Origin of the sequence: Nocardiopsis deserti, assembly GCF_008638355.1 — a bacterium.
Taxonomy (GTDB): Bacteria; Actinomycetota; Actinomycetes; order Streptosporangiales; family Streptosporangiaceae; genus Nocardiopsis; species Nocardiopsis alborubida.
The window spans coordinates 60,058-76,802 of sequence record NZ_VWVS01000017.1; the positions used below are offsets into that span (position 1 = coordinate 60,058).

Consider the following 16,745-nt stretch of genomic DNA (forward strand, 5'->3'; position numbering starts at 1 on the left):
CGGCGCGGTCCGGCCCCGGCCCGTGGACGAGCGCGGCCCGGCCGGGCCCCGGATGGGTCCCGGCCCGGCTCGCGGGCGCACTCCTCAGTGGCCCCGGTCGATCCACTCCTGGAGGTGGGGGGCCTCGGCGCCGATCGTCGTGGACTCCCCGTGCCCGGTGTTGACCACCGTGTCCTCCGGCAGGGGCAGCAGCCGGTCGCGGATGGACTCCACGATCGTCGGGAAGTCCGAGTAGGACCGTCCCGTCGCCCCCGGGCCGCCCTGGAACAGGGTGTCGCCGCTGAACAGCACGCCCAGCTCGGGCGCGTACAGGCACACCGCGCCCGGGGCGTGCCCCGGGGTGTGCAGGACGGTCAGGGTGGTCCCGGCGATCCTGACGTCCTGTCCCTGGGACAGCTCGGCGTCGGGCGCACGGTCCGGATGGGTCATGTCCCACAGCACCCGGTCGGCCGGGTGCAGCAGGATGGGCGCACCCGTGGCCTCGGCCAGCGCCGGGGCCGCGTTGACGTGGTCGTTGTGCGCGTGCGTGCACACCACCGCCACCAGTTCGCGGTCGCCCACCGCTCCCAGGATCGCGCCCGCGTCGTGCGCGGCGTCGATGACCAGTGCCTGGTCGCGGTCGCCCACGATCCAGACGTTGTTCTCGACCTCCCACTCCCCGCCGTCCAGGGCGAAGACCCCCGAGGTGGTCAGGTGTTCCACGCGCGCGCCGCTCACAGGACCACCACCGAGCGCAGGACGTCGCCGCGTTCCATCCGGGCGAAGGCCTCCTCGACCTCGCCGAGTCCGATCTCCTCGGTGACGAAGCCGTCCAGGTCCAGGCGTCCCTGGAGGTAGAGGCTGATGAGCACGGGGAAGTCGCGCGAGGGCAGGCAGTCGCCGTACCAGGAGGACTTCAGCGCCCCGCCGCGGCCGAACACGTCCAGCAGTGGCAGCTCCAGGCGCATCTCCGGGGTGGGCACGCCCACCAGCACGACCGTGCCCGCCAGGTCGCGCGCGTAGAAGGCCTGCTCGTAGGTCCTGGGGGTGCCCACGGCGTCGATGACCACGTCGGCTCCGAAACCGCCGGTCAGGTCGCGGATGGTCTCGACCGGGTCGGCGAAGGAGGCGTTGACGGTGTGGGTGGCGCCGAAGCCGCGCGCCCATTCGAGCTTGCGGTCCTCCAGGTCCACGGCGATGATCCGCCCGGCCCCGGCCAGCCGCGCGCCCGCGACGGCGGCGCTGCCCACGCCTCCGCAGCCGATGACGGCGACCGAGTCCCCGAGGCCCACACCGCCGGTGTTGATGGCGGCACCGATCCCGGCCATGATCCCGCAGCCCAGCAGACCGGCCGCGGCGGGCGAGGCCTGCGGGTCCACCTTCGTGCACTGCCCGGCGGCGACCAGGGTCTTCTCCGCGAACGCGCCGATGCCCAGGGCGGGGGAGAGTTCGGTGCCGTCCTCCAGGGTCATCCGCTGCTCGGCGTTGTGCGTGTCGAAGCAGTACTGGTGCCGCCCCCGGCGGCAGGCGCGGCAGTCCCCGCACACCGCACGCCAGTTCAGGATCACGTGGTCGCCCGGTGCGACGGTGGTCACGCCCTCGCCCACGGACTCCACCATGCCCGCGGCCTCGTGCCCGAGCAGGAAGGGGAACTCGTCGTTGACGCCGCCCTCGCGGTAGTGCAGGTCGGTGTGGCACACCCCGCACGTCTGGACCCTGACCACGGCCTCGCCGGGGCCCGGATCGGGCACGACGACCGTGGTGATCTCCACCGGGGCCCCCTTGGACCGGGAGACCACCCCTTGTACCCGCTGAGACATCTTCGCTTACCCCCACACGTGGCCGGAGGCGGCGCGGGTACGCGCCGCTTCCGGCACCATTCCCCACCCGCGTCACACCTATCCCGGTCCCGGGGCGATGTCCTGCGCCGGACGGTCTCCGCCGGTTCCCGAGGGGCGGGGTCCGGGGACCGCGCCGGTCAGGTCCCCGAGCCCGGGCGGACGATCATGAGCACGACGACGGACGCCCACACCAGGTTGTAGATCCCGGTGATCATCGACAGCGTGCGCAGCGCGCGGGGGTCGCCGGGCTCGTGGAGCGCCTCGCGCTGGCGGGGGTAGATCAGCGCAGCCAGCATGAGGCCCGCGACGGCGGTGAGCAGCATCGAGACGATGATCCAGATCTCGCCCATCCGGCCCTGGAGCAGGGCCAGGGCGATCCCTACCGCGGGGACGACGATTCCGGCGACGGCGTAGCCGCGGGTGGTGCGGTGCAGCAGGGCGGCCACGGCGGCGTTGCGCTCGCCCGGGCCGCGCCTGTCGGGGGAGCGGGCGCCCGTGGGCGTGTCCGCGGTCCCCGCGTCGGCGGCGCCGACGGTGGCGGGCGCAGCGGCGGCGACGGGGGCGAACCGCGGGAAGAGGCTGGCCGCGACGGTCGATCCGCCGACGAACACGATGGCGGCGAGCACGTGGACCGAGAGCAGCAGGTGTTCCATGGGATCTCCTTCATCCTTCAGGGTGCCTGAAGCATATCCCTGGCTTCAGGCAGCCTGAAGGAGGGGTCGGTCCGCGACCCCGGAGTTTTCCTGGAAGTGGGACCGGCGGCGGACCGCCGCTCAGGAGGCGCCCGGGGCGCCGAACGCCGCGCGCACGGCGTCGCCCACCCGCCGCTGCACGGGGTCGGCGTCCGGCCCGAACATCGCGGTGTCCACCGCGGCCACCGCCTGCCTGGCCGCGTCGAGCAGGCGTGCGCCCTCGTCGGTGATCTCGATCGCCGAGGCGGCCCCGGCCCGCGACGTGTGGTCGCGCACCAGCCCCGCGGCGACCAGCGCCTTCACCGAGCTGTGCACGCTCTGGACCGTGATCCCCGACATCCGCGCCAGGTCGCTGAACGAGGCGCCCGGAATCCCGGAGACGTGGCCGAGCAGCCCGAGCCGGGCGACCGTGAGGTCCAGGGGGGCGAGGGCGGTGTTCAGCTCGGTCTCGATGCCGCGCGCCAGGGTCAGCAGAATGATCGAGGGGCTGGTCGCGGGCGGGCCGGGGCGGTTGTTCTCAGTGCTCACCCTCACCAGTCTCCCCCACCGCGCGGGGCGGACCCGCCCCGCGCGGTGGGGGGAGCGCCGCACCCGGCGCCGCCCCGCGAGGGGCGAACCGACCCGGCCGGGGCCTCTCCGCCGAGACCGGCCCCGAAGCGACTACAGGATGGTGCTCAGACCGAGCCCCAGACCGCCGTCCACGGGGATCTCCGCCCCGGAGGTGAAGGTGGCCTCGAACCCGAGGAAGAGAACGGCGCGGGCCACCTCCTCGACGGTGCCGTGGCGGCCCATCGGCGTGGCCGCGTCGCCCACGCGCACGAACTCCTCGCGCTCGGCGCCCTCGATGCCCACGATGCCCATCGTGGGGGTGTCGGTGAAGCCCGGCGCGACCGTGTTCACCCGGATACCGCGCGGCAGCAGTTCCGAGGCGAGCACCCGGCTGAAGCCCAGCACCGCCGCCTTGGCGCCCGTGTACACGCTCATCCCCGGCGTACCGGTCATGTTCGTCACCGCGGTGGTGAACACGATCGCCCCGCCGTCGGCGACCAGCGGCGCCAGCCGCTGGACCGTGAAGAAGGCCCCCTTGGTGTTGACCGCGAACATGCGGTCGTACGACTCCTCCGTCACCTCCTCGAACGGGCCGAGCTCCGCGGTGCCCACGTTCACGTGCAGGAGGTCGATCCCGCCCAGAGCGGAGCGCACGGCCTCCGCCAGCGCGTCGGTGCCGGCCAGGTCCGCCACGTCGGCGCGCACCGCGTGCGCCTCCGGCCCCAGACGGCCGCGCGCCTCCTCCAGGTTCTTCTCGCCGCGCCCGGTCAGCAGCACCCGGGCCCCTCCGGCGAGCAGTGCCTCGGCCACCCCCATTCCCATACCGTGCGTCCCGCCGATCACCACGGCCCGCTTGCCCGCGTAGTTCCCCATCGCCTCTCGCCCCGTCCTGTTCGGAGGGCGGCGCCTCACCGCCCCTCACAGGACCACGGTGGCGGCGGCCGCCACGGGTGTCCTACGGGATCGCTACGGTTGCGTCATGCGTTTCGGGGTGCTGGGTCCGCTGACGGTGCGGACCGACGACGGTGAGCCCGTCCGGATCCGCGACACCAAGGTGCGCGCCCTGCTGGCCCGGGGACGCCTGGTACCCGCCGACCGCCTCGTGCGGGACCTGTGGGGCCACACCCCTCCGGCGCGCCCGGCCGCCGTCCTCCAGGCCCGGGTCTCCCAGCTGCGCGGCGACCTGGAACGCGCCGAACCCGGCTCTCGCGCCCTGGTCCGCCACCGCGCGCCCGGTTACCTGCTGGCGGCCGACGACGTCGACGCCGCCCGGTTCGAGGACCTCCTGCGCCGGGCCGCGCGGGTCGCTGACCCGCGCGAGTGCGCGGACCTGCTCACCCGCGCCCTGGACCTGTGGCGCGGGCCCGTGCTGGCCGAGTTCGCCGACACCGAACCGGTGCTGTCCGCCGCGGCCCACTGGGAGGAGCTGCGGGTGACCGCCCTGGAGGACCGGGCCGAGACGCGCCTGGACCTTGGAGAACACGCGGCGCTGGCCGCCGAGTTGGCCGACGCCACCGCCCGCCATCCCTACCGCGAGCGCCTGCACGCCGCTCACATCCGCGCGCTCTACGGGGCGGGACGCCAACGGGAGGCCCTGGCCGCCTACGAACGGTTGCGCGCACGGCTGGCCGACGAGATGGGGATCGACCCCGGGCCCGAGCTGACGGCCCTGCACCGGGCGGTCCTGACCCAGGACCCGTCCCTGAACCCCGCCCCGCGCCCCGCGCCCCCGCCGGGCGCCGCCGCGGCCCCCGCCGCGCACAGGACGGCCTTCCCCGCCGCCGGACCGCCCGCGCCGGTCGGGGACCTCATCGGCCGGGACGACCACCTGCGGGCGCTGCGCTCCCTGGTGGGCGCCCAACGGATGGTCACCCTCACCGGACCCGGCGGGGTCGGCAAGACCCGACTGGCCCTGGCGGCGGCCCGCGCCCTGGCCCCCGGCACGGCCCTGCTCGTGGAACTCTCCGTACTCGCGCCCGGAGGCGACCCCGTTCCCCTCCTGGCCGCGGCCCTGGGAGTCCGCGACGACGCCTCCGCGCCCGGGGCCGCCCCGCACGAGCGCGTAGCCGAACTCCTGCGCGGCCGCGAGGTCCTGCTCGTCCTCGACAACTGCGAACACGTCGTCGGCCCCGCGGCGGACACGGTCGCCCTCCTGCTGGGGGCGGTGCCCGACCTGCGGGTCCTGGCCACCAGCCAGGTCCCCCTGGACGTGACCGGGGAGCACCTGTACGCGCTGCCCCCGCTGGACCTGCCCGACCCCGGCGCCGACGACCCCGTCGCACTCGCCGCCTCCGGGGCGGTACGGCTCTTCACCGCGCGCGCCCGAGCCGCCGTGGCCACGTTCGCCCTCGATGCCGACACCGCTCCCGCCGTCGCCGCGGTCTGCCGACGCCTGGACGGTATCCCCCTGGCCCTGGAACTGGCCGCGACCCGGCTGCGGCACATGGGCGTGGCCGACCTCGCCGCCCGCCTGGACGACCGCTTCGCCCTGCTCGGGGTCGGCCGCCGCGACGCGCCCGCGCGCCAGCGCACCCTGAGGGCCGTGATCGACTGGAGCTGGGAACCCCTTTCTCCGCCCGAACGCGCCGTGCTCGGCCGCCTTGCCGTGCACGCCGACGGCTGCGACCTGTCCGCCGCCGAGGCGGTGTGCTCCGACCCCGGCGCCGTTCCCGCGCACGAGGTCCTGGGGCTGGTGGGCGCGCTCGTGGACCGGTCGCTGGTCGTGGTCGCCGACCACCCCGACGGGACCCGGTACCACCTCAGGGAGTCGGTGTCCGCCTACGCCCTCGAACGGCTGGAGGAGGCCGGGGACGCGCGCCGCACCCGTGCCCGGCACGCCGCCCACTTCGCCGACCTGGCCGAGCACGCGGACGAGGGGCTGCGCGGCGCCGACCAGGAGCGCTGGCTCCGGCGCCTGGACCGGGAGTCGGCGAACCTGGACGCGGCCCTGGCCTTCGCGGTGGAGGAGGCGGACGTCCGCCTGGCGCTGCGTCTGGCCGAGGCCGCGTGCTGGTACCGGTACCTGCGCGGGCGCGCCGGTGCGGCGCGCGCCGCCCTGGACGCCGCCCTGTCCGTGTCCGGCGCGCCTCCCGGGGCCCGCGCCCGGGTGCGGGTGTGGCGGGCCGCCCTGGCGGTGCCCGCCTCGGAGGACGACCTGGGGTGGAGCGCCACCGTCGAGGAGGATCTGGTCCGGGTGGACGATCCGGTCGCGCACGCCCGCCTGACGTGGTTCACGGAGTTCACGCGCCGGGGGTTGGGCGATCCGGCCCAGGCGGCGGCCCGGGTGGAACGGGCCCGCGACGCCGCACGGCGGGCGGGGGACACGTGGACGGCGGCGGTCGCGCGGACCACCCTGGCCCAGGCGGCCTTCACCCGGGGGGACCTCGTCGGGGCCCGGCGCGGAGCACGGGAGGCCGAGCACGCCCTGCGCGGTCTCGGCGACCGGTGGGGGATCCTTCGTGCCTGCGACGTCCTGGCCCAGGTCGCGGAGGCGCGCGGCGACCTGGCGGAGACTGCCCGGCTCCACGCGGAGGGCCTGCGGATCGCGGAGGACCTGAGACTGTGGCACACGGTCTCCCTCAAGCTCTCCGGTCTGGGCCGGGTCGCCCTGCTCGGCGCGGACCTGGACCGTGCCGACGCGCTGCACCTCCGGGCGCTGCGGGTGGCCGAGGAGCACGCGGACCCGTTGGGCGAGCAGTTCGCGGACGCCGGGATCGCCCTGACCGCCCGCCGACGGGGCGACCTCGACCTGGCCGAGCGGTCGCTGCTGCGCCGCCTGGACTGGAACCGGCGCGTGGACGGCCGTATCGGGACCGCCTTCATCCTCACCCAGCTGGGATTCGTCGCCGAACAGCGCGGCGAGGCGGGCCGGGCGCTGGAGCTGCACACGCGGGCGCGGCGTGAGGCCGAGCGCAGCGGAGACCCGCGGGCGGTGGCCCTGGCGCTGGAGGGACTGGCCGGAGCGCACGCGCTGGCGGGCGGGCACGGCCGGGCGGCTCGGCTGCTGGAGCGGGCCGAGGCCCTGCGCGAGGAGGCGGGTGCGCCGCTGGCGGCGGTCGAGCGCTGGGACGTGGACCGGATCACCGGGCGGATCCGTGCGGGCGGTGCCCGCCGCGAGGCGACGGGCACCGCGATCCAGGACGCGCCCTGAGCGGAGCCGGGCCGGAACGCGCCGTGGGCGGCGCGGAGCCCGGAGCGCCCTGACGGGCGGGTCAGCGGGTGAAGTCGTCGGGGCCCCGGGCGGGGCCGTGGTAGAACACGCGCTCCGGCTCCTCCTCAGGCACGGTCGGGTAGGTCGGGCCGTTCCCGGCGGGTGCGCGGCGGGCGGCCAGCTCCAGGACCGGCGTCACCATGGCCTCGGCGACCGCGTCGCGCAGTCCCGGGAGCAGCGCGTACAGCACGTCGCCGGGGCACGCGGTGGCGTTGAAGTCGCGGTGGCCCAGGATCGCGCTGTGCGGATCGAGCCGGTAGGCCCCGCACAGCCACGCCAGGGTGGCCACCAACGCGTCGGTCAGGGCCTTGGTGGGCCCAGTGTCCGTGTAGAGGCCCTCGTTCTCGATGCCGATGCAGGTGCTGTTGTTGTTGGCCACGTGGGCGCCCATGACGTGGCTTCCCTCGCGGATGGCGGCGAAGCTGCGGTCGCGGCCCTCCATGACGTGGCCGCCGCGGCTGATGGTCAGCTGCTGGCCGGTGTCGAGCCAGCCGTTGGAGTCCATGTGGTAGTTCTGGATCGCCCTGGACAGGGCGTAGGCGTGGCCGAGCGAGTAGTCGGTGCTGTTGGCCGTCGCGGTGTGGTGGACCACGATGTAGCTGGGCGCTGTGGACAGGATCTGGATCCGGCCCGCAGGCGAGCGCGCTCCCCAGTCGGCCCGGGCGTGCAGGGACGGTTCGGCCACCCCCGCGGAGGCGCTCGCGCCGCCCGCGGTGAACGCCCCGCCGAGGACGGCGGCGCCGGAGGCCAACGCCGCCCCGCGCAGGATGGTGCGTCTGTCCGGACCTGACCGGTGGGTGTTGGTCATGGGTGATCCTTCGGCTCGTGTCATGACTTGCCAGTCCATAAGGGAACACGGACCACCCACGGTGCACAAAGGGTGACGCGGCGAATTTCCCCTGCCGTGACCGGACAGAACGCCACCCTTTGACCCCATGGGTAGAAGTAGGTCGTTGGTGTACAAGACGGCGAAGAAACGATAGAGCGGGAATGCGCGTTTTCCGCTGTTCCATCCCCGCCTTTTTGCGCGTCTTTTCCGTTGCCCTCGACAGGTCTTTTCCGAATCGCGGTGCCCGAGCCCGGCGCCGGTCCCCGTCGGGCGCCGGGAGGTGTCCCCCGGAGCGCCGCCGACGCCCTTGCCTGCACCGCTGTCCGGCCCCGGGCGTTTGCTGTACAGTTCCTGACTACTCAGGCGACCCGTGCCCCCGGGCTCCTTCTCCCCCCACCCGGAGAACCAGCAGAAGAAGAGGACCCATGACGAGTACGACCGCCGAGAGGACCGGACGTCCCGGGACGGTGGAGGCGGCCTTCCTGCTCCTGCTCGCCCTGATCGCCGTCGACCTCGTGCTGTGGGTGCTGAACGTGTTCGTTGTCGCCCCCACCGGGCTGGACAGTATGCGGGCGGCCGCGGGCGAGGAGGGAGGCCTGCGCCAGGCCGCCGTGTCCGGCGCCGCCACGCTGCTGTTCGCGGCGGTGGGCGTCCTCGTCGCCGTCCTGGTGCGCCGGGGCCGCAACTGGGCGCGCCTCCTGGTCACCGCCGCCGGTGCCCTCGTCGTGCTCATGGACCTGGCCACCGTCAACATGGACGCCACCGTGTGGCCGCCGAACGGGATGTCGGCCTACGACGTCCTCGGCGCCGTCGTTCCGGGACTGCTGGGGCTGTCCGCCCTCGTGCTGCTGTTCCTGCCCGCGTCCAACGCCTACTTCTCGCGCGGGGCGCGAGCCGAGTAGGTGCTGCGGCGGACGGCTCCGGCGTCAGCCGGTGCCCGTGCCGTGCGGGACGGCCACGGATGTCACCCCAAGCAGGCCCGCCCGGTCACCGGTCGCGGTGGCGGCCCCGGCGCAGTCGTCGTCCTGGCCCGGAAAGCGGCGCGGGGCCCAACGGAGGGTGAAGTCCCGTCGGGCCCCGCGGAGTCCGGGGGTTCAGGCCACGGGCTCGGGCGCGCGGTCCCGCTCCTCGGCGCGGGGGGCCAGACGCCCGGTGCGGTGCAGCCACCAGTCCGCGACCAGGGTGCCCAGGGGAGGCACGGAGGCTGCCAGGGCGACCAGCGTCGCCCACAGGTTCCAGCGCAGGTGCAGGGCGGCGGCCAGGGTGACCACCGCGTAGAGCACGAAGGCGCCCCCGTGCAGGGGACCGAAGAGGTGCACGCCCGCCTCGCTGCCACTGCCCAGGTACTTGACGTACATGCCGCCCAGGAGGCCGACCCAGGTCAGGGCCTCGATGACCGCCACCACTCGGAAGACGGTCGCTGTGACACGGGGACTGATGCTCACGCTGTTCCTCGGACTCGCTCGGACTGGACAGGAGGGGAGGTTCCCGGCGCCCGCCGGGCCCGGACCGCTCCCAGGCTAGGACACGTTTTCGAGTGGCCGGATCCGGGGCGGGCGGTGCGAGAGCGCGTGTTCGGGTGCCCTCCGCGTGCCGGTGACGGGGGTCTCCGTCCCGGCCTGTCGCGGTCGGGGGACGGGCCTGGGAAGGCGGCGGGCCCGGGGGTCGCGTGTCCCCGGGCCCGCCGCTGGCCCCGCGCGGTCAGCGCCTCTCGACCACGGCGCCCCCAACCGCGGAGCCTCCCAACCGCAGTGCTCCCCGACCGCGGTGCCGTCAGCCCAGGGCCTCCACCACGACCTCGGCGGCCCCGGCGATCAGCGCGTTGTCGTACTCGGCGTCCTCCGTCTCGCGGCTGGACATGACGGCGAGGACGATGGGGTCGCCCTCCGGCGGCCAGAGGACGGCGATGTCGTTGCGCGTGCCGTAACTCCCGTTCCCCGTCTTGTCGCCGACCCTCCAGTCCTCGGGCACCCCGGCGCGGATCAGCTCGTCACCGGTCAGGTTGTCGACGAGCATCCGCGTGAGCACCTCGCGCCGGTCCTCGGGCAGGGCGTCGCCGAGGGTGAACTCGCGCAGACTCTCGGCCATGGCGCGCGGCGTGCTCGTGTCCCGGGTGTCCCCGGGCGTCCACCGGCTCAGGCCGGGCTCGACGCGGTCGGCCTCGATCACGTCGTCGCCCATCTCCTCCATCGCCTCCTCGAACCCGTCGGGTCCGCCGAGTTCGTCGAAGAGCAGGTTGGCGGCGGTGTTGTCGCTGTAGCGGACGGCGGCGTCGGCCACCTCCACCAGGGGCAACCCGGTGTCGACGTGCTGCCCGGTGACCGGTGAGTGGCCGAACACGTCGTCGGCGTCGTAGGTGACGACCTCCTCCATCTCCTCGGGCGTGTTCTGCTGGAGCACCAGCGCCGCGGTGAAGGCCTTGTGGGTGGAGCAGTAGGCGAACCGCTCGTCGGGGCGGTGCGCGACCTCCTCACCGGTGCCGGTGTCCACCGCGTAGACGCCCAGCCGCGCATCGAACTCCTCCTCCAGATCCGCGAACTCGTCGGCGAACCCGGCGGAGAGGTCGGCCGGGGCCGAACGCCCGGCCGATCCCTCCGCCGAGGTTCCGGCCGAGGGCTCCGACCCCGGGGCCGGGCCGGAACCGGCCGACCCGCAGGCGGCGGTGGGAACGAGGGCGACCGCGGCCAGGGCCGCGAGTCCGGTGCGCCGTAGGGGTGAAAGCAACATCTTCCCTGCTCCTTCTGTCCTGGAGACGTCCGGTTCCGTGCCCGTGCGGCACGGAGCGGCGTCAGGCCAGCTCCTCCGCGACGACCTCGGCGGCCCGGGCGATCAGGGCGTTGTCGTACTCGGCGTCCTCCGCCTCGCGGCTGGACATGACGGCGAGGACGATGGGGTCGCCCTCCGCCGGCCAGATGACGGCGATGTCGTTGCGCGTGCCGTGGCTCGCGGCGCCCGTCTTGTCGCCGACCCTCCAGTCCTCGGGGACCCCGGCGCGGATCAGCTCGTCCCCGGTGGTGTTGTTGACGAGCATGTCGTTGAGCACCTCGCGCCGGTCCTCGGGCAGGGCGTCGCCGAGGGTGAACTCGCGCAGGCTCTCGGCCATGGCGCGCGGCGTGCTCGTGTCGCTGGTGTCCCCGGGCGTCCAGTCGTTCAGCTCGGTCTCGAGCCGCTCCGGGTCGGTGACGTCGTCGCCGATCTCCTCCAGTTCGTCCTCGAACGCGTCCGGCCCGCCCAGCTCCTCGAACAGCAGGTTGGCCGCGGTGTTGTCGCTGTGGCGGACGGCGGCGTCGGCCACCTCCGTCAGCGTCATGCCCGTGTCCACGTGCTGCTCGGTGATCGGCGAGTAGTCGACCAGGTCGTCCTCTGTGAAGGTGACGACCTCCTCCATCTCCTCGGGCGTGTTCTGCTGGAGCACCAGCGCCGCGGTGAGGGCCTTGTGCGTCGAGGCGTAGGCGAACCGCTCGTCGGGGCGGTGCGCGACCTCCTCGCCGGTGCCGGTGTCCACCGCGTAGACGCCCAGCCGTGCGTCGAACTCCTCCTCCAGCTGTTCGAACTCCCGGGCGGGGCCGCCGGAGGCCGCGGGGGAGGCCGACTGCTCCGGCTCGGGCGCGGCGGCGCCGTTGGCCGCCGCGCAGCCGGTGGCGGGGACGAGGACGACCGCGGCCAGGGCCGCGAGTCCGGTGCGCCGGTGGGATGAGAACACCATGTGTGCCTGCTCTTCCTGTCCTGGGTGTGCGCGGGGCTCCGGCCGGACCCGAAGGCGGCCCGGACCCGGGAGACCCCCGGTCAGCCGTGCGGGAACCCGCACGCGCCGCCCTGCCGGGCGGCTTCGTCCAGCAGTCTGACCGCTGGCAATGATGCTGTCCAAGACAGAAACGACCAGTTCCATGCCAAAACGGCATACCATGAGGGTCATGGACCTCGTCGGCGCCTGCAAGGCGTTCGTGAACGTGAGCGAGAGGGGCAGCTTCACCCTCGGAGCCGCCGCCGCGCGCATCCCCCAGCCGGTCGCCAGCAGACGCATCGCCGCCCTGGAGAGGCACCTGGGCGCCCGCCTGTTCGACCGCTCCACCCGCCGGGCGACCCTCACCCAGTTCGGCCGCGACATGCTGCCCTCGGCCAGGCGCCTGGTCCGGCTGGCCGAGGAGATGGAGCACGACGCCGAGAGGGCGGCGCTGCGGCCGCTGCGCCTGGCCGTGCCCGACACCTGCGCCACGCGCGACCTCGCCCTCCTGGGGGCCGAGGCCCGCGAGGAGGGTGTCCACCTGGACTTCCGCTCCGCCGCGCCCGCGGCGCGGACCGAGCTGCTGAGCGCCCGCGAGGTCCGCGCCGCCCTGGCGGGAGTGCCGCCCGGCGAGGCCGCGTGGACGGTCCCGCTGGGCCTGGCGGGCACGGGGGAGCCGCGCGCCGGGGCCGTCTACCTGGAGACCCTGCGCCTGTCCCGCGACCGCTCGTCCTCGCGCGGCCGCCGTGTCTGGCTCCAGCCCGAGGACGACGTCCCCCACGTGCGCGACCCCCTCAACCGCCTGCGCGACGCCGTGGGGCTGCGGCCCGGTCAGGTGGCCCTCGCCGCCTCCCTGGCCTCCGCCGCCGCCGAGGTCCTGGGTTCGCAGGACCTCCTGCTCTGTTCGCCCCGCCAGGCCGAGGACCTGGGGCTGCACTGGCGCCCCACGGGCGAGGTCCGCCTCGCCCGCGGCTACGAGGTGGCCGCCGAGACCGGGGACGAGGCCGAGCGGCTGCGCGGCCTCCTGGGACGGGCGATCGCCCGGTGCCTGGGCGCCCCGGCGGGCGAGGGCCGGGGCCGCCCCGGCCGAGGCGGGCCGCCCGGGCGGCCCGGCGCAGGGGAGGAGTCCGCGTGAGCGCCACCGCACTGGTCCGCGACCTGCGCCGTGAACTCGACGAGGGGGGACTGCGGGGCTCGTTCCTCGTGCGTGACCTGCGCACGGGCGAGGAACTGGGCATCGAACCCGAACTGGAGTTCTCGACGGCCTCGCTCGTCAAGGTCCCGCTCGCCGTCGCCACGCTCGAACGGATCCGCGCGGGGGAGATCGACGGCGCCGAGCAGCTCCTCGTGCAGCCGGGCCGGAACACCACCCCGGGCCCCACCGGGATGAGCCGGTTCCGCCACCCGGCCCGCGTCAGCGTCGAGGACCTGCTCTACCTGAGCATGTGCCTGAGCGACAACACCGCCACCGACGCCCTGTTCGAGCTCACCCCTCCCGAGCGGGTCGCCGCGTCGCTGCGCGCGGCCGGGCTGCGCGGCATCACCGTCCGGCACACGATGCGCGGCCTCAGCGACACCCCCGCCGACCGGCTCGGACCCGAGGGCGCGCACCTGGCGCACTCGCTGGCCATCGGCGAGGGCACCGCCGGACGGGGGCACCGCATCGAGCAGCTCGACGTCACCCGGGCCAGCTCCGGGGCGGCGCGGGCCTTCGCCGACCTGCTGGAGGCGCTGTGGCGGCCCCGGGCGATCGACCCGGACGTGGCCGCCCGGGTGCGGGAGCTGATGGGCGACAACCTGCTGCGCCACCGGCTGGCGCCCGACTTCACCTCCGACCTCTCCCGGTGGTCGTCCAAGACCGGAACCCTGCTCAACCTGCGCCACGAGATCGGTGTGGTCGAGCACGCCGACGGCCAGGCCTTCGCCGTCGCGGTGCTGACCGAGTCGCGCGTGCCCGCCTACCACCAGCCGGGGGCCGAGGCGCTCATGGCGCGCGTGGCGCGGTCCCTGCGCGACCACCTGCGAGCGGGCGCCCGCTGACCGGAAAAGGCGCACCCCCGCGCCGTGATCTTGTACTTATAGCGAGATTGGAGCACCGAGCCTCGCTATAAGTACAAGATCATCCCAGGTCAGGGACGCTCAGGTCATACCGGCAACATTTCCGGTCATGACACAGGGAGCTGACTGGGTCCGCGGTCGCGGAACGGTCGTCTGGACGGCGGCCTCAGCCCCGGGCGGTGAGTCCGAGCGCGGGAGCGAGCCGGGCCAGCACCGGCAGGATGTCGTCGTCCTCGGCCAGCGGCTGCACCGCGACGTGGTCCGCACCCGCCTCCAGGTGCGCGCGCAGCTCCGCCGCCGCCGTCTCCGGTCCGCCCTGCGCGACCATGGCGTCCACCAGCGCGTCGCTGCCGCCGTCGGCGAAGTCCTCGTCGGAGAAGCCCAGGCGCCGGAAGTTGGCGAGGTAGTTGGTCAGCCGGTTGTCGACGTAGACGCTGAGGCCCTTCCTTGCGGTGCGCCGGGTCCGCTCGCGGTCCTCGCCCAGGGCCACCTTGTGCTCGGGCGCCAGCAGCGGGCGCTCGCCCAGCGCCTCGCGGGCGCCGCGGGTGAACTCCGGGTTGACCAGGTACGGGTGGGCCCCCGCGGCGCGCTCGGCGGACAGGCCGAGCATCCGCGGCCCCAGGGCGGCGACCACGCGCCGGTCGGCGGGGACGCCTCTCCCGTCGAGGACGTCCAGGTAGTCCACCACCGCGCCGAAGGGCCTGACCGCCTCGGGGCCGTTGGCCTCGCGGTGTCCCGCGCCGATGCCGAGCAGGAAGCGTCCGGGGTGCTCGGACTCGATCCGGCGGAAGGAGTCGGCCACCGCCTCCGCGTCCGCGCTCCAGATGTTGACGATGCCCGTCGCGACCGCGAGCCGCGACGTCGCGGCCAGCGCCGTGGACACCTCGTCCAGGCCGGCGCCGGGGGAGCCGCCGACCCAGACGGTGCCGTAGCCCAGCCGCTCGATCTCGGCGGCCGCGTCGGCGGTCAGGTCGGTCCTCTTCACCCACACTCCGTAGGTCCCCAGGTCGACGGCGGTGGCGTTCAGGCTCATGTCAGGCCTTCCTTGACGGTGGTGTCGGCGGGCCGCTCCCGGCGGACCGCCGAACGGACACGGGGGGACCTACCCACCTTCCGTCCCGACCGAGCGCCTCGCGTCACGGGCGGTGGGGAGGGGGACCCCGGTTCGCGCTCCGCCTGCCAGAGGGCGCCCCCGTCGGAGAGGCCGCGCGTGCCCTCCGAACCGGGTCACAGCGGGTGCAGGCGCTCCGCCGCGCCCGCGCGCACGGTCTCCGAGACCCGGTCCAGGACCGGGGAGCGCAGGTTCCACCGCTGCCAGTACAGGCGCACGTCCACGGGGCGGTCCGGGGCCAGGGCCACGAGCCGTCCCGAGGCGATGTGCTCCGAGCACTGCGGTTCGGGGACCACGCCCCACCCGAACCCGAACAGGACGGCCCGGGCGAAGTCCTCCGAGGCCGGGATGTGGTGGCGGGGCCCGGAGGGCTCCCTGCCGGACTCGCGCAGGAACCGGTCCTGGAGGTCGTCGCGGCGGTCGAAGTTGACCACCGGCGCCCGGGCGAGCAGTTCCGGGTCCGCCCGGCCGCCGAGGTGCTCCCGGTCGAAGCCCGGACTGCACACCGCGTGGTAGCGCATCGCGCCGAGCCCCGCCGCGGTGCACCCCTGGACCGCCTCGGGGGTGGAGGTCACGGCGGCCATCACCGTCCCCGAGCGCAGCAGGGAGGTGGTGTGCTCCTCGTCCTCGCGGTGGACCTCGAACACCGCGCCCAGGTCGGCGGGCAGGTCCGCCAGCGCCTCCAGGAACCACGTGGCCAGGCTGTCGGCGTTGACGGCCAGCGGCACCGACACACGGCCCCGCTCGCGCTCGCCCCGCCGCAGCTCCGCGTCGGCGTCCTCGTCCAGCAGCAGCACCTGGCGGGCGTAGCGCAGCACCACGTCCCCGGCGGCGGTGGTCCGCACGGGGTTCGTGCGCTGGACCAGCACCCGGCCCGCGGTCTGCTCCATCGCCCGGACACGCTGGGACACCGCCGAGGCCGTCACGTGCAGCCGCCGCGCGGCGGCCTCGAAGGTGCCCTCGTCCACCAGGGTCGTCAGGGTGCGCAGATGGTCGAACTGGAACGGCATCTTAAGCCTCTCTCAGGGTTGCTAAGAAAGTTTAGCTTTACTGCACACGGGTGCCGGGCCTAGCGTTTCGGGGTGAACGCGACACTTCTCCCCGCCCTGCTCGGCCTCGGTACCGGGCTGGCGCTCATCGTGGCCATCGGCGCCCAGAACGCCCACGTCCTGCGGGTCGGCATCGAGGGCCGCGCCGGCACCGTCCTGCCGGTGGTGCTGGTCTGCGCCCTGTCCGACGCCGTGCTCATCACGGCCGGGGTCCTCGGCGTCGGCGTCGTCGTCGAGGCCGCGCCCCTCGCCGTGACCGTGGTCCGCCTGCTGGGCGCGGGCTTCCTCGTCGTCTACGGCCTGTCCGCCGCGCGCCGCGTCCTGCGTCCCGGCTCCCTCGTGGTCGGCGGCGGGCTCTCCGGCGGCCGCGGAGCAGCGGTGACCACGGCGCTGGTGCTCACCTGGCTCAACCCGCACGTGTACCTGGACACGGTGGTGTTCCTGGGCTCCCTGGCCAACCAGCAAGGCGGCGACGCGCGCTGGTGGTGGACGGCGGGCGCGGTCGCGGGCAGCTTCGCGTGGTTCTTCGGGCTGGGTTTCGGCGCCCGCCTGCTGCGTCCGGTCTTCGCCCGCCCGGGCGCTTGGCGGGTCCTGGACGCGCTCATCGCCGCCGTCATGCTCACCCTGGGCGTGCGCATGGCCCTCGGCGCCTGAGCGGTCGTCCCTTCGCCGGGGCGGCGCGCCGCCCCGGCCCCGAGGGGCG

General features: G+C 74.7%; 16 protein-coding genes. 5 read left to right on the forward strand and 11 right to left on the reverse strand.

Annotated elements, in window-relative coordinates:
• Positions 1-84 precede the first annotated feature (84 nt).
• The 5 genes from FYW99_RS23085 to FYW99_RS23105 all read right to left on the reverse strand — a co-directional run bounded on the left by FYW99_RS23085 (position 85) and on the right by FYW99_RS23105 (position 3,934).
• Positions 85-717 (reverse strand): MBL fold metallo-hydrolase, encoded by a 633-nt coding sequence (locus tag FYW99_RS23085; protein WP_150254131.1) that lies wholly within the window; start codon positions 715-717, stop codon positions 85-87.
• Positions 714-1,799 (reverse strand): S-(hydroxymethyl)mycothiol dehydrogenase, encoded by a 1,086-nt coding sequence (locus FYW99_RS23090; protein WP_061081071.1) that lies wholly within the window; start codon positions 1,797-1,799, stop codon positions 714-716. Before FYW99_RS23090 ends, FYW99_RS23085 begins: the two co-directional genes overlap by 4 nt.
• A 158-nt stretch (positions 1,800-1,957) precedes the next feature.
• Positions 1,958-2,473 (reverse strand): hypothetical protein, encoded by a 516-nt coding sequence (locus FYW99_RS23095; RefSeq protein ID WP_150254132.1) that lies wholly within the window; start codon positions 2,471-2,473, stop codon positions 1,958-1,960.
• A gap of 120 nt (positions 2,474-2,593) precedes the next feature.
• A complete protein-coding gene (locus FYW99_RS23100) occupies positions 2,594-3,040 on the reverse strand; it encodes a MarR family winged helix-turn-helix transcriptional regulator (protein WP_150254133.1) in 447 nt (148 codons plus the stop codon).
• Between the two features lie 132 nt (positions 3,041-3,172).
• The gene (locus tag FYW99_RS23105) at positions 3,173-3,934 is read right to left on the reverse strand and encodes an SDR family oxidoreductase (protein ID WP_150254134.1); all 762 of its coding nucleotides are present in this window, start codon (positions 3,932-3,934) and stop codon (positions 3,173-3,175) included.
• Positions 3,935-4,040: 106 nt separating this feature from the next.
• On the opposite strand from FYW99_RS23105, the gene FYW99_RS23110 reads away from it, so the two are divergent.
• Positions 4,041-7,211 (forward strand): ATP-binding protein, encoded by a 3,171-nt coding sequence (locus tag FYW99_RS23110; protein WP_150254135.1) that lies wholly within the window; start codon positions 4,041-4,043, stop codon positions 7,209-7,211.
• Between the two features lie 61 nt (positions 7,212-7,272).
• On the opposite strand, the gene FYW99_RS23115 is transcribed toward FYW99_RS23110, so the two are convergent.
• On the reverse strand, positions 7,273-8,079 hold the full coding sequence (locus FYW99_RS23115) for a peptidoglycan recognition protein family protein (protein ID WP_150254136.1): 807 nt from the start codon (positions 8,077-8,079) through the stop codon (positions 7,273-7,275).
• Between the two features lie 446 nt (positions 8,080-8,525).
• Between FYW99_RS23115 and FYW99_RS23120 the strand changes: the two genes are divergently transcribed.
• The gene (locus FYW99_RS23120; protein WP_150254137.1) at positions 8,526-9,002 is read left to right on the forward strand and encodes a hypothetical protein; all 477 of its coding nucleotides are present in this window, start codon (positions 8,526-8,528) and stop codon (positions 9,000-9,002) included.
• Positions 9,003-9,194: 192 nt separating this feature from the next.
• Here the strand turns inward: FYW99_RS23120 and FYW99_RS23125 are convergent, their stop codons facing one another.
• The 3 genes from FYW99_RS23125 to bla (FYW99_RS23135) form a co-directional block, all read right to left on the reverse strand.
• Complete coding sequence (locus FYW99_RS23125) at positions 9,195-9,545, reverse strand: DUF3817 domain-containing protein (RefSeq protein WP_150254138.1); 351 nt, start codon at positions 9,543-9,545, stop codon at positions 9,195-9,197.
• A gap of 328 nt (positions 9,546-9,873) precedes the next feature.
• Positions 9,874-10,827 (reverse strand): class A beta-lactamase, encoded by a 954-nt coding sequence (bla, locus tag FYW99_RS23130; RefSeq protein ID WP_150254139.1) that lies wholly within the window; start codon positions 10,825-10,827, stop codon positions 9,874-9,876.
• Positions 10,828-10,888: 61 nt separating this feature from the next.
• Positions 10,889-11,806, reverse strand: a complete 918-nt coding sequence (gene bla / locus FYW99_RS23135; protein WP_150254140.1) for a class A beta-lactamase — start codon at positions 11,804-11,806, stop codon at positions 10,889-10,891.
• 208 nt (positions 11,807-12,014) lie between these two features.
• Between bla (FYW99_RS23135) and FYW99_RS23140 the strand changes: the two genes are divergently transcribed.
• Positions 12,015-12,959: a LysR family transcriptional regulator gene (locus FYW99_RS23140; protein ID WP_150254141.1), complete on the forward strand. Its 945-nt coding sequence runs from the start codon at positions 12,015-12,017 to the stop codon at positions 12,957-12,959.
• Positions 12,956-13,864, forward strand: a complete 909-nt coding sequence (locus tag FYW99_RS23145) for a serine hydrolase (protein ID WP_150254142.1) — start codon at positions 12,956-12,958, stop codon at positions 13,862-13,864. Before FYW99_RS23140 ends, FYW99_RS23145 begins: the two co-directional genes overlap by 4 nt.
• A gap of 184 nt (positions 13,865-14,048) precedes the next feature.
• On the opposite strand, the gene FYW99_RS23150 is transcribed toward FYW99_RS23145, so the two are convergent.
• Together FYW99_RS23150 and FYW99_RS23155 are read right to left on the reverse strand one after the other, a co-directional pair.
• Positions 14,049-14,915, reverse strand: a complete 867-nt coding sequence (locus FYW99_RS23150) for an LLM class F420-dependent oxidoreductase (RefSeq protein WP_150254143.1) — start codon at positions 14,913-14,915, stop codon at positions 14,049-14,051.
• A 194-nt stretch (positions 14,916-15,109) separates the two neighbouring features.
• Positions 15,110-16,003: a LysR family transcriptional regulator ArgP gene (locus FYW99_RS23155; protein ID WP_150254144.1), complete on the reverse strand. Its 894-nt coding sequence runs from the start codon at positions 16,001-16,003 to the stop codon at positions 15,110-15,112.
• A 72-nt stretch (positions 16,004-16,075) separates the two neighbouring features.
• Between FYW99_RS23155 and FYW99_RS23160 the strand changes: the two genes are divergently transcribed.
• Complete coding sequence (locus FYW99_RS23160; protein WP_223839418.1) at positions 16,076-16,696, forward strand: LysE/ArgO family amino acid transporter; 621 nt, start codon at positions 16,076-16,078, stop codon at positions 16,694-16,696.
• The last annotated feature ends 49 nt before the right edge of the window (positions 16,697-16,745 follow it).

Coding starts and splice junctions, on each gene's coding strand:
- FYW99_RS23095 (WP_150254132.1), bottom strand. CDS start 2,473: ATGGAACACCTGCTGCTCTCGGTCCACGTGCTCGCCGCCATCGTGTTC.
- FYW99_RS23115 (WP_150254136.1), bottom strand. CDS start 8,079: ATGACCAACACCCACCGGTCAGGTCCGGACAGACGCACCATCCTGCGC.
- FYW99_RS23110 (WP_150254135.1), top strand. CDS start 4,041: ATGCGTTTCGGGGTGCTGGGTCCGCTGACGGTGCGGACCGACGACGGT.
- FYW99_RS23150 (WP_150254143.1), bottom strand. CDS start 14,915: ATGAGCCTGAACGCCACCGCCGTCGACCTGGGGACCTACGGAGTGTGG.
- bla (WP_150254140.1), bottom strand. CDS start 11,806: ATGGTGTTCTCATCCCACCGGCGCACCGGACTCGCGGCCCTGGCCGCG.
- bla (WP_150254139.1), bottom strand. CDS start 10,827: ATGTTGCTTTCACCCCTACGGCGCACCGGACTCGCGGCCCTGGCCGCG.
- FYW99_RS23105 (WP_150254134.1), bottom strand. CDS start 3,934: ATGGGGAACTACGCGGGCAAGCGGGCCGTGGTGATCGGCGGGACGCAC.
- FYW99_RS23155 (WP_150254144.1), bottom strand. CDS start 16,003: ATGCCGTTCCAGTTCGACCATCTGCGCACCCTGACGACCCTGGTGGAC.
- FYW99_RS23090 (WP_061081071.1), bottom strand. CDS start 1,799: ATGTCTCAGCGGGTACAAGGGGTGGTCTCCCGGTCCAAGGGGGCCCCG.
- FYW99_RS23140 (WP_150254141.1), top strand. CDS start 12,015: ATGGACCTCGTCGGCGCCTGCAAGGCGTTCGTGAACGTGAGCGAGAGG.
- FYW99_RS23120 (WP_150254137.1), top strand. CDS start 8,526: ATGACGAGTACGACCGCCGAGAGGACCGGACGTCCCGGGACGGTGGAG.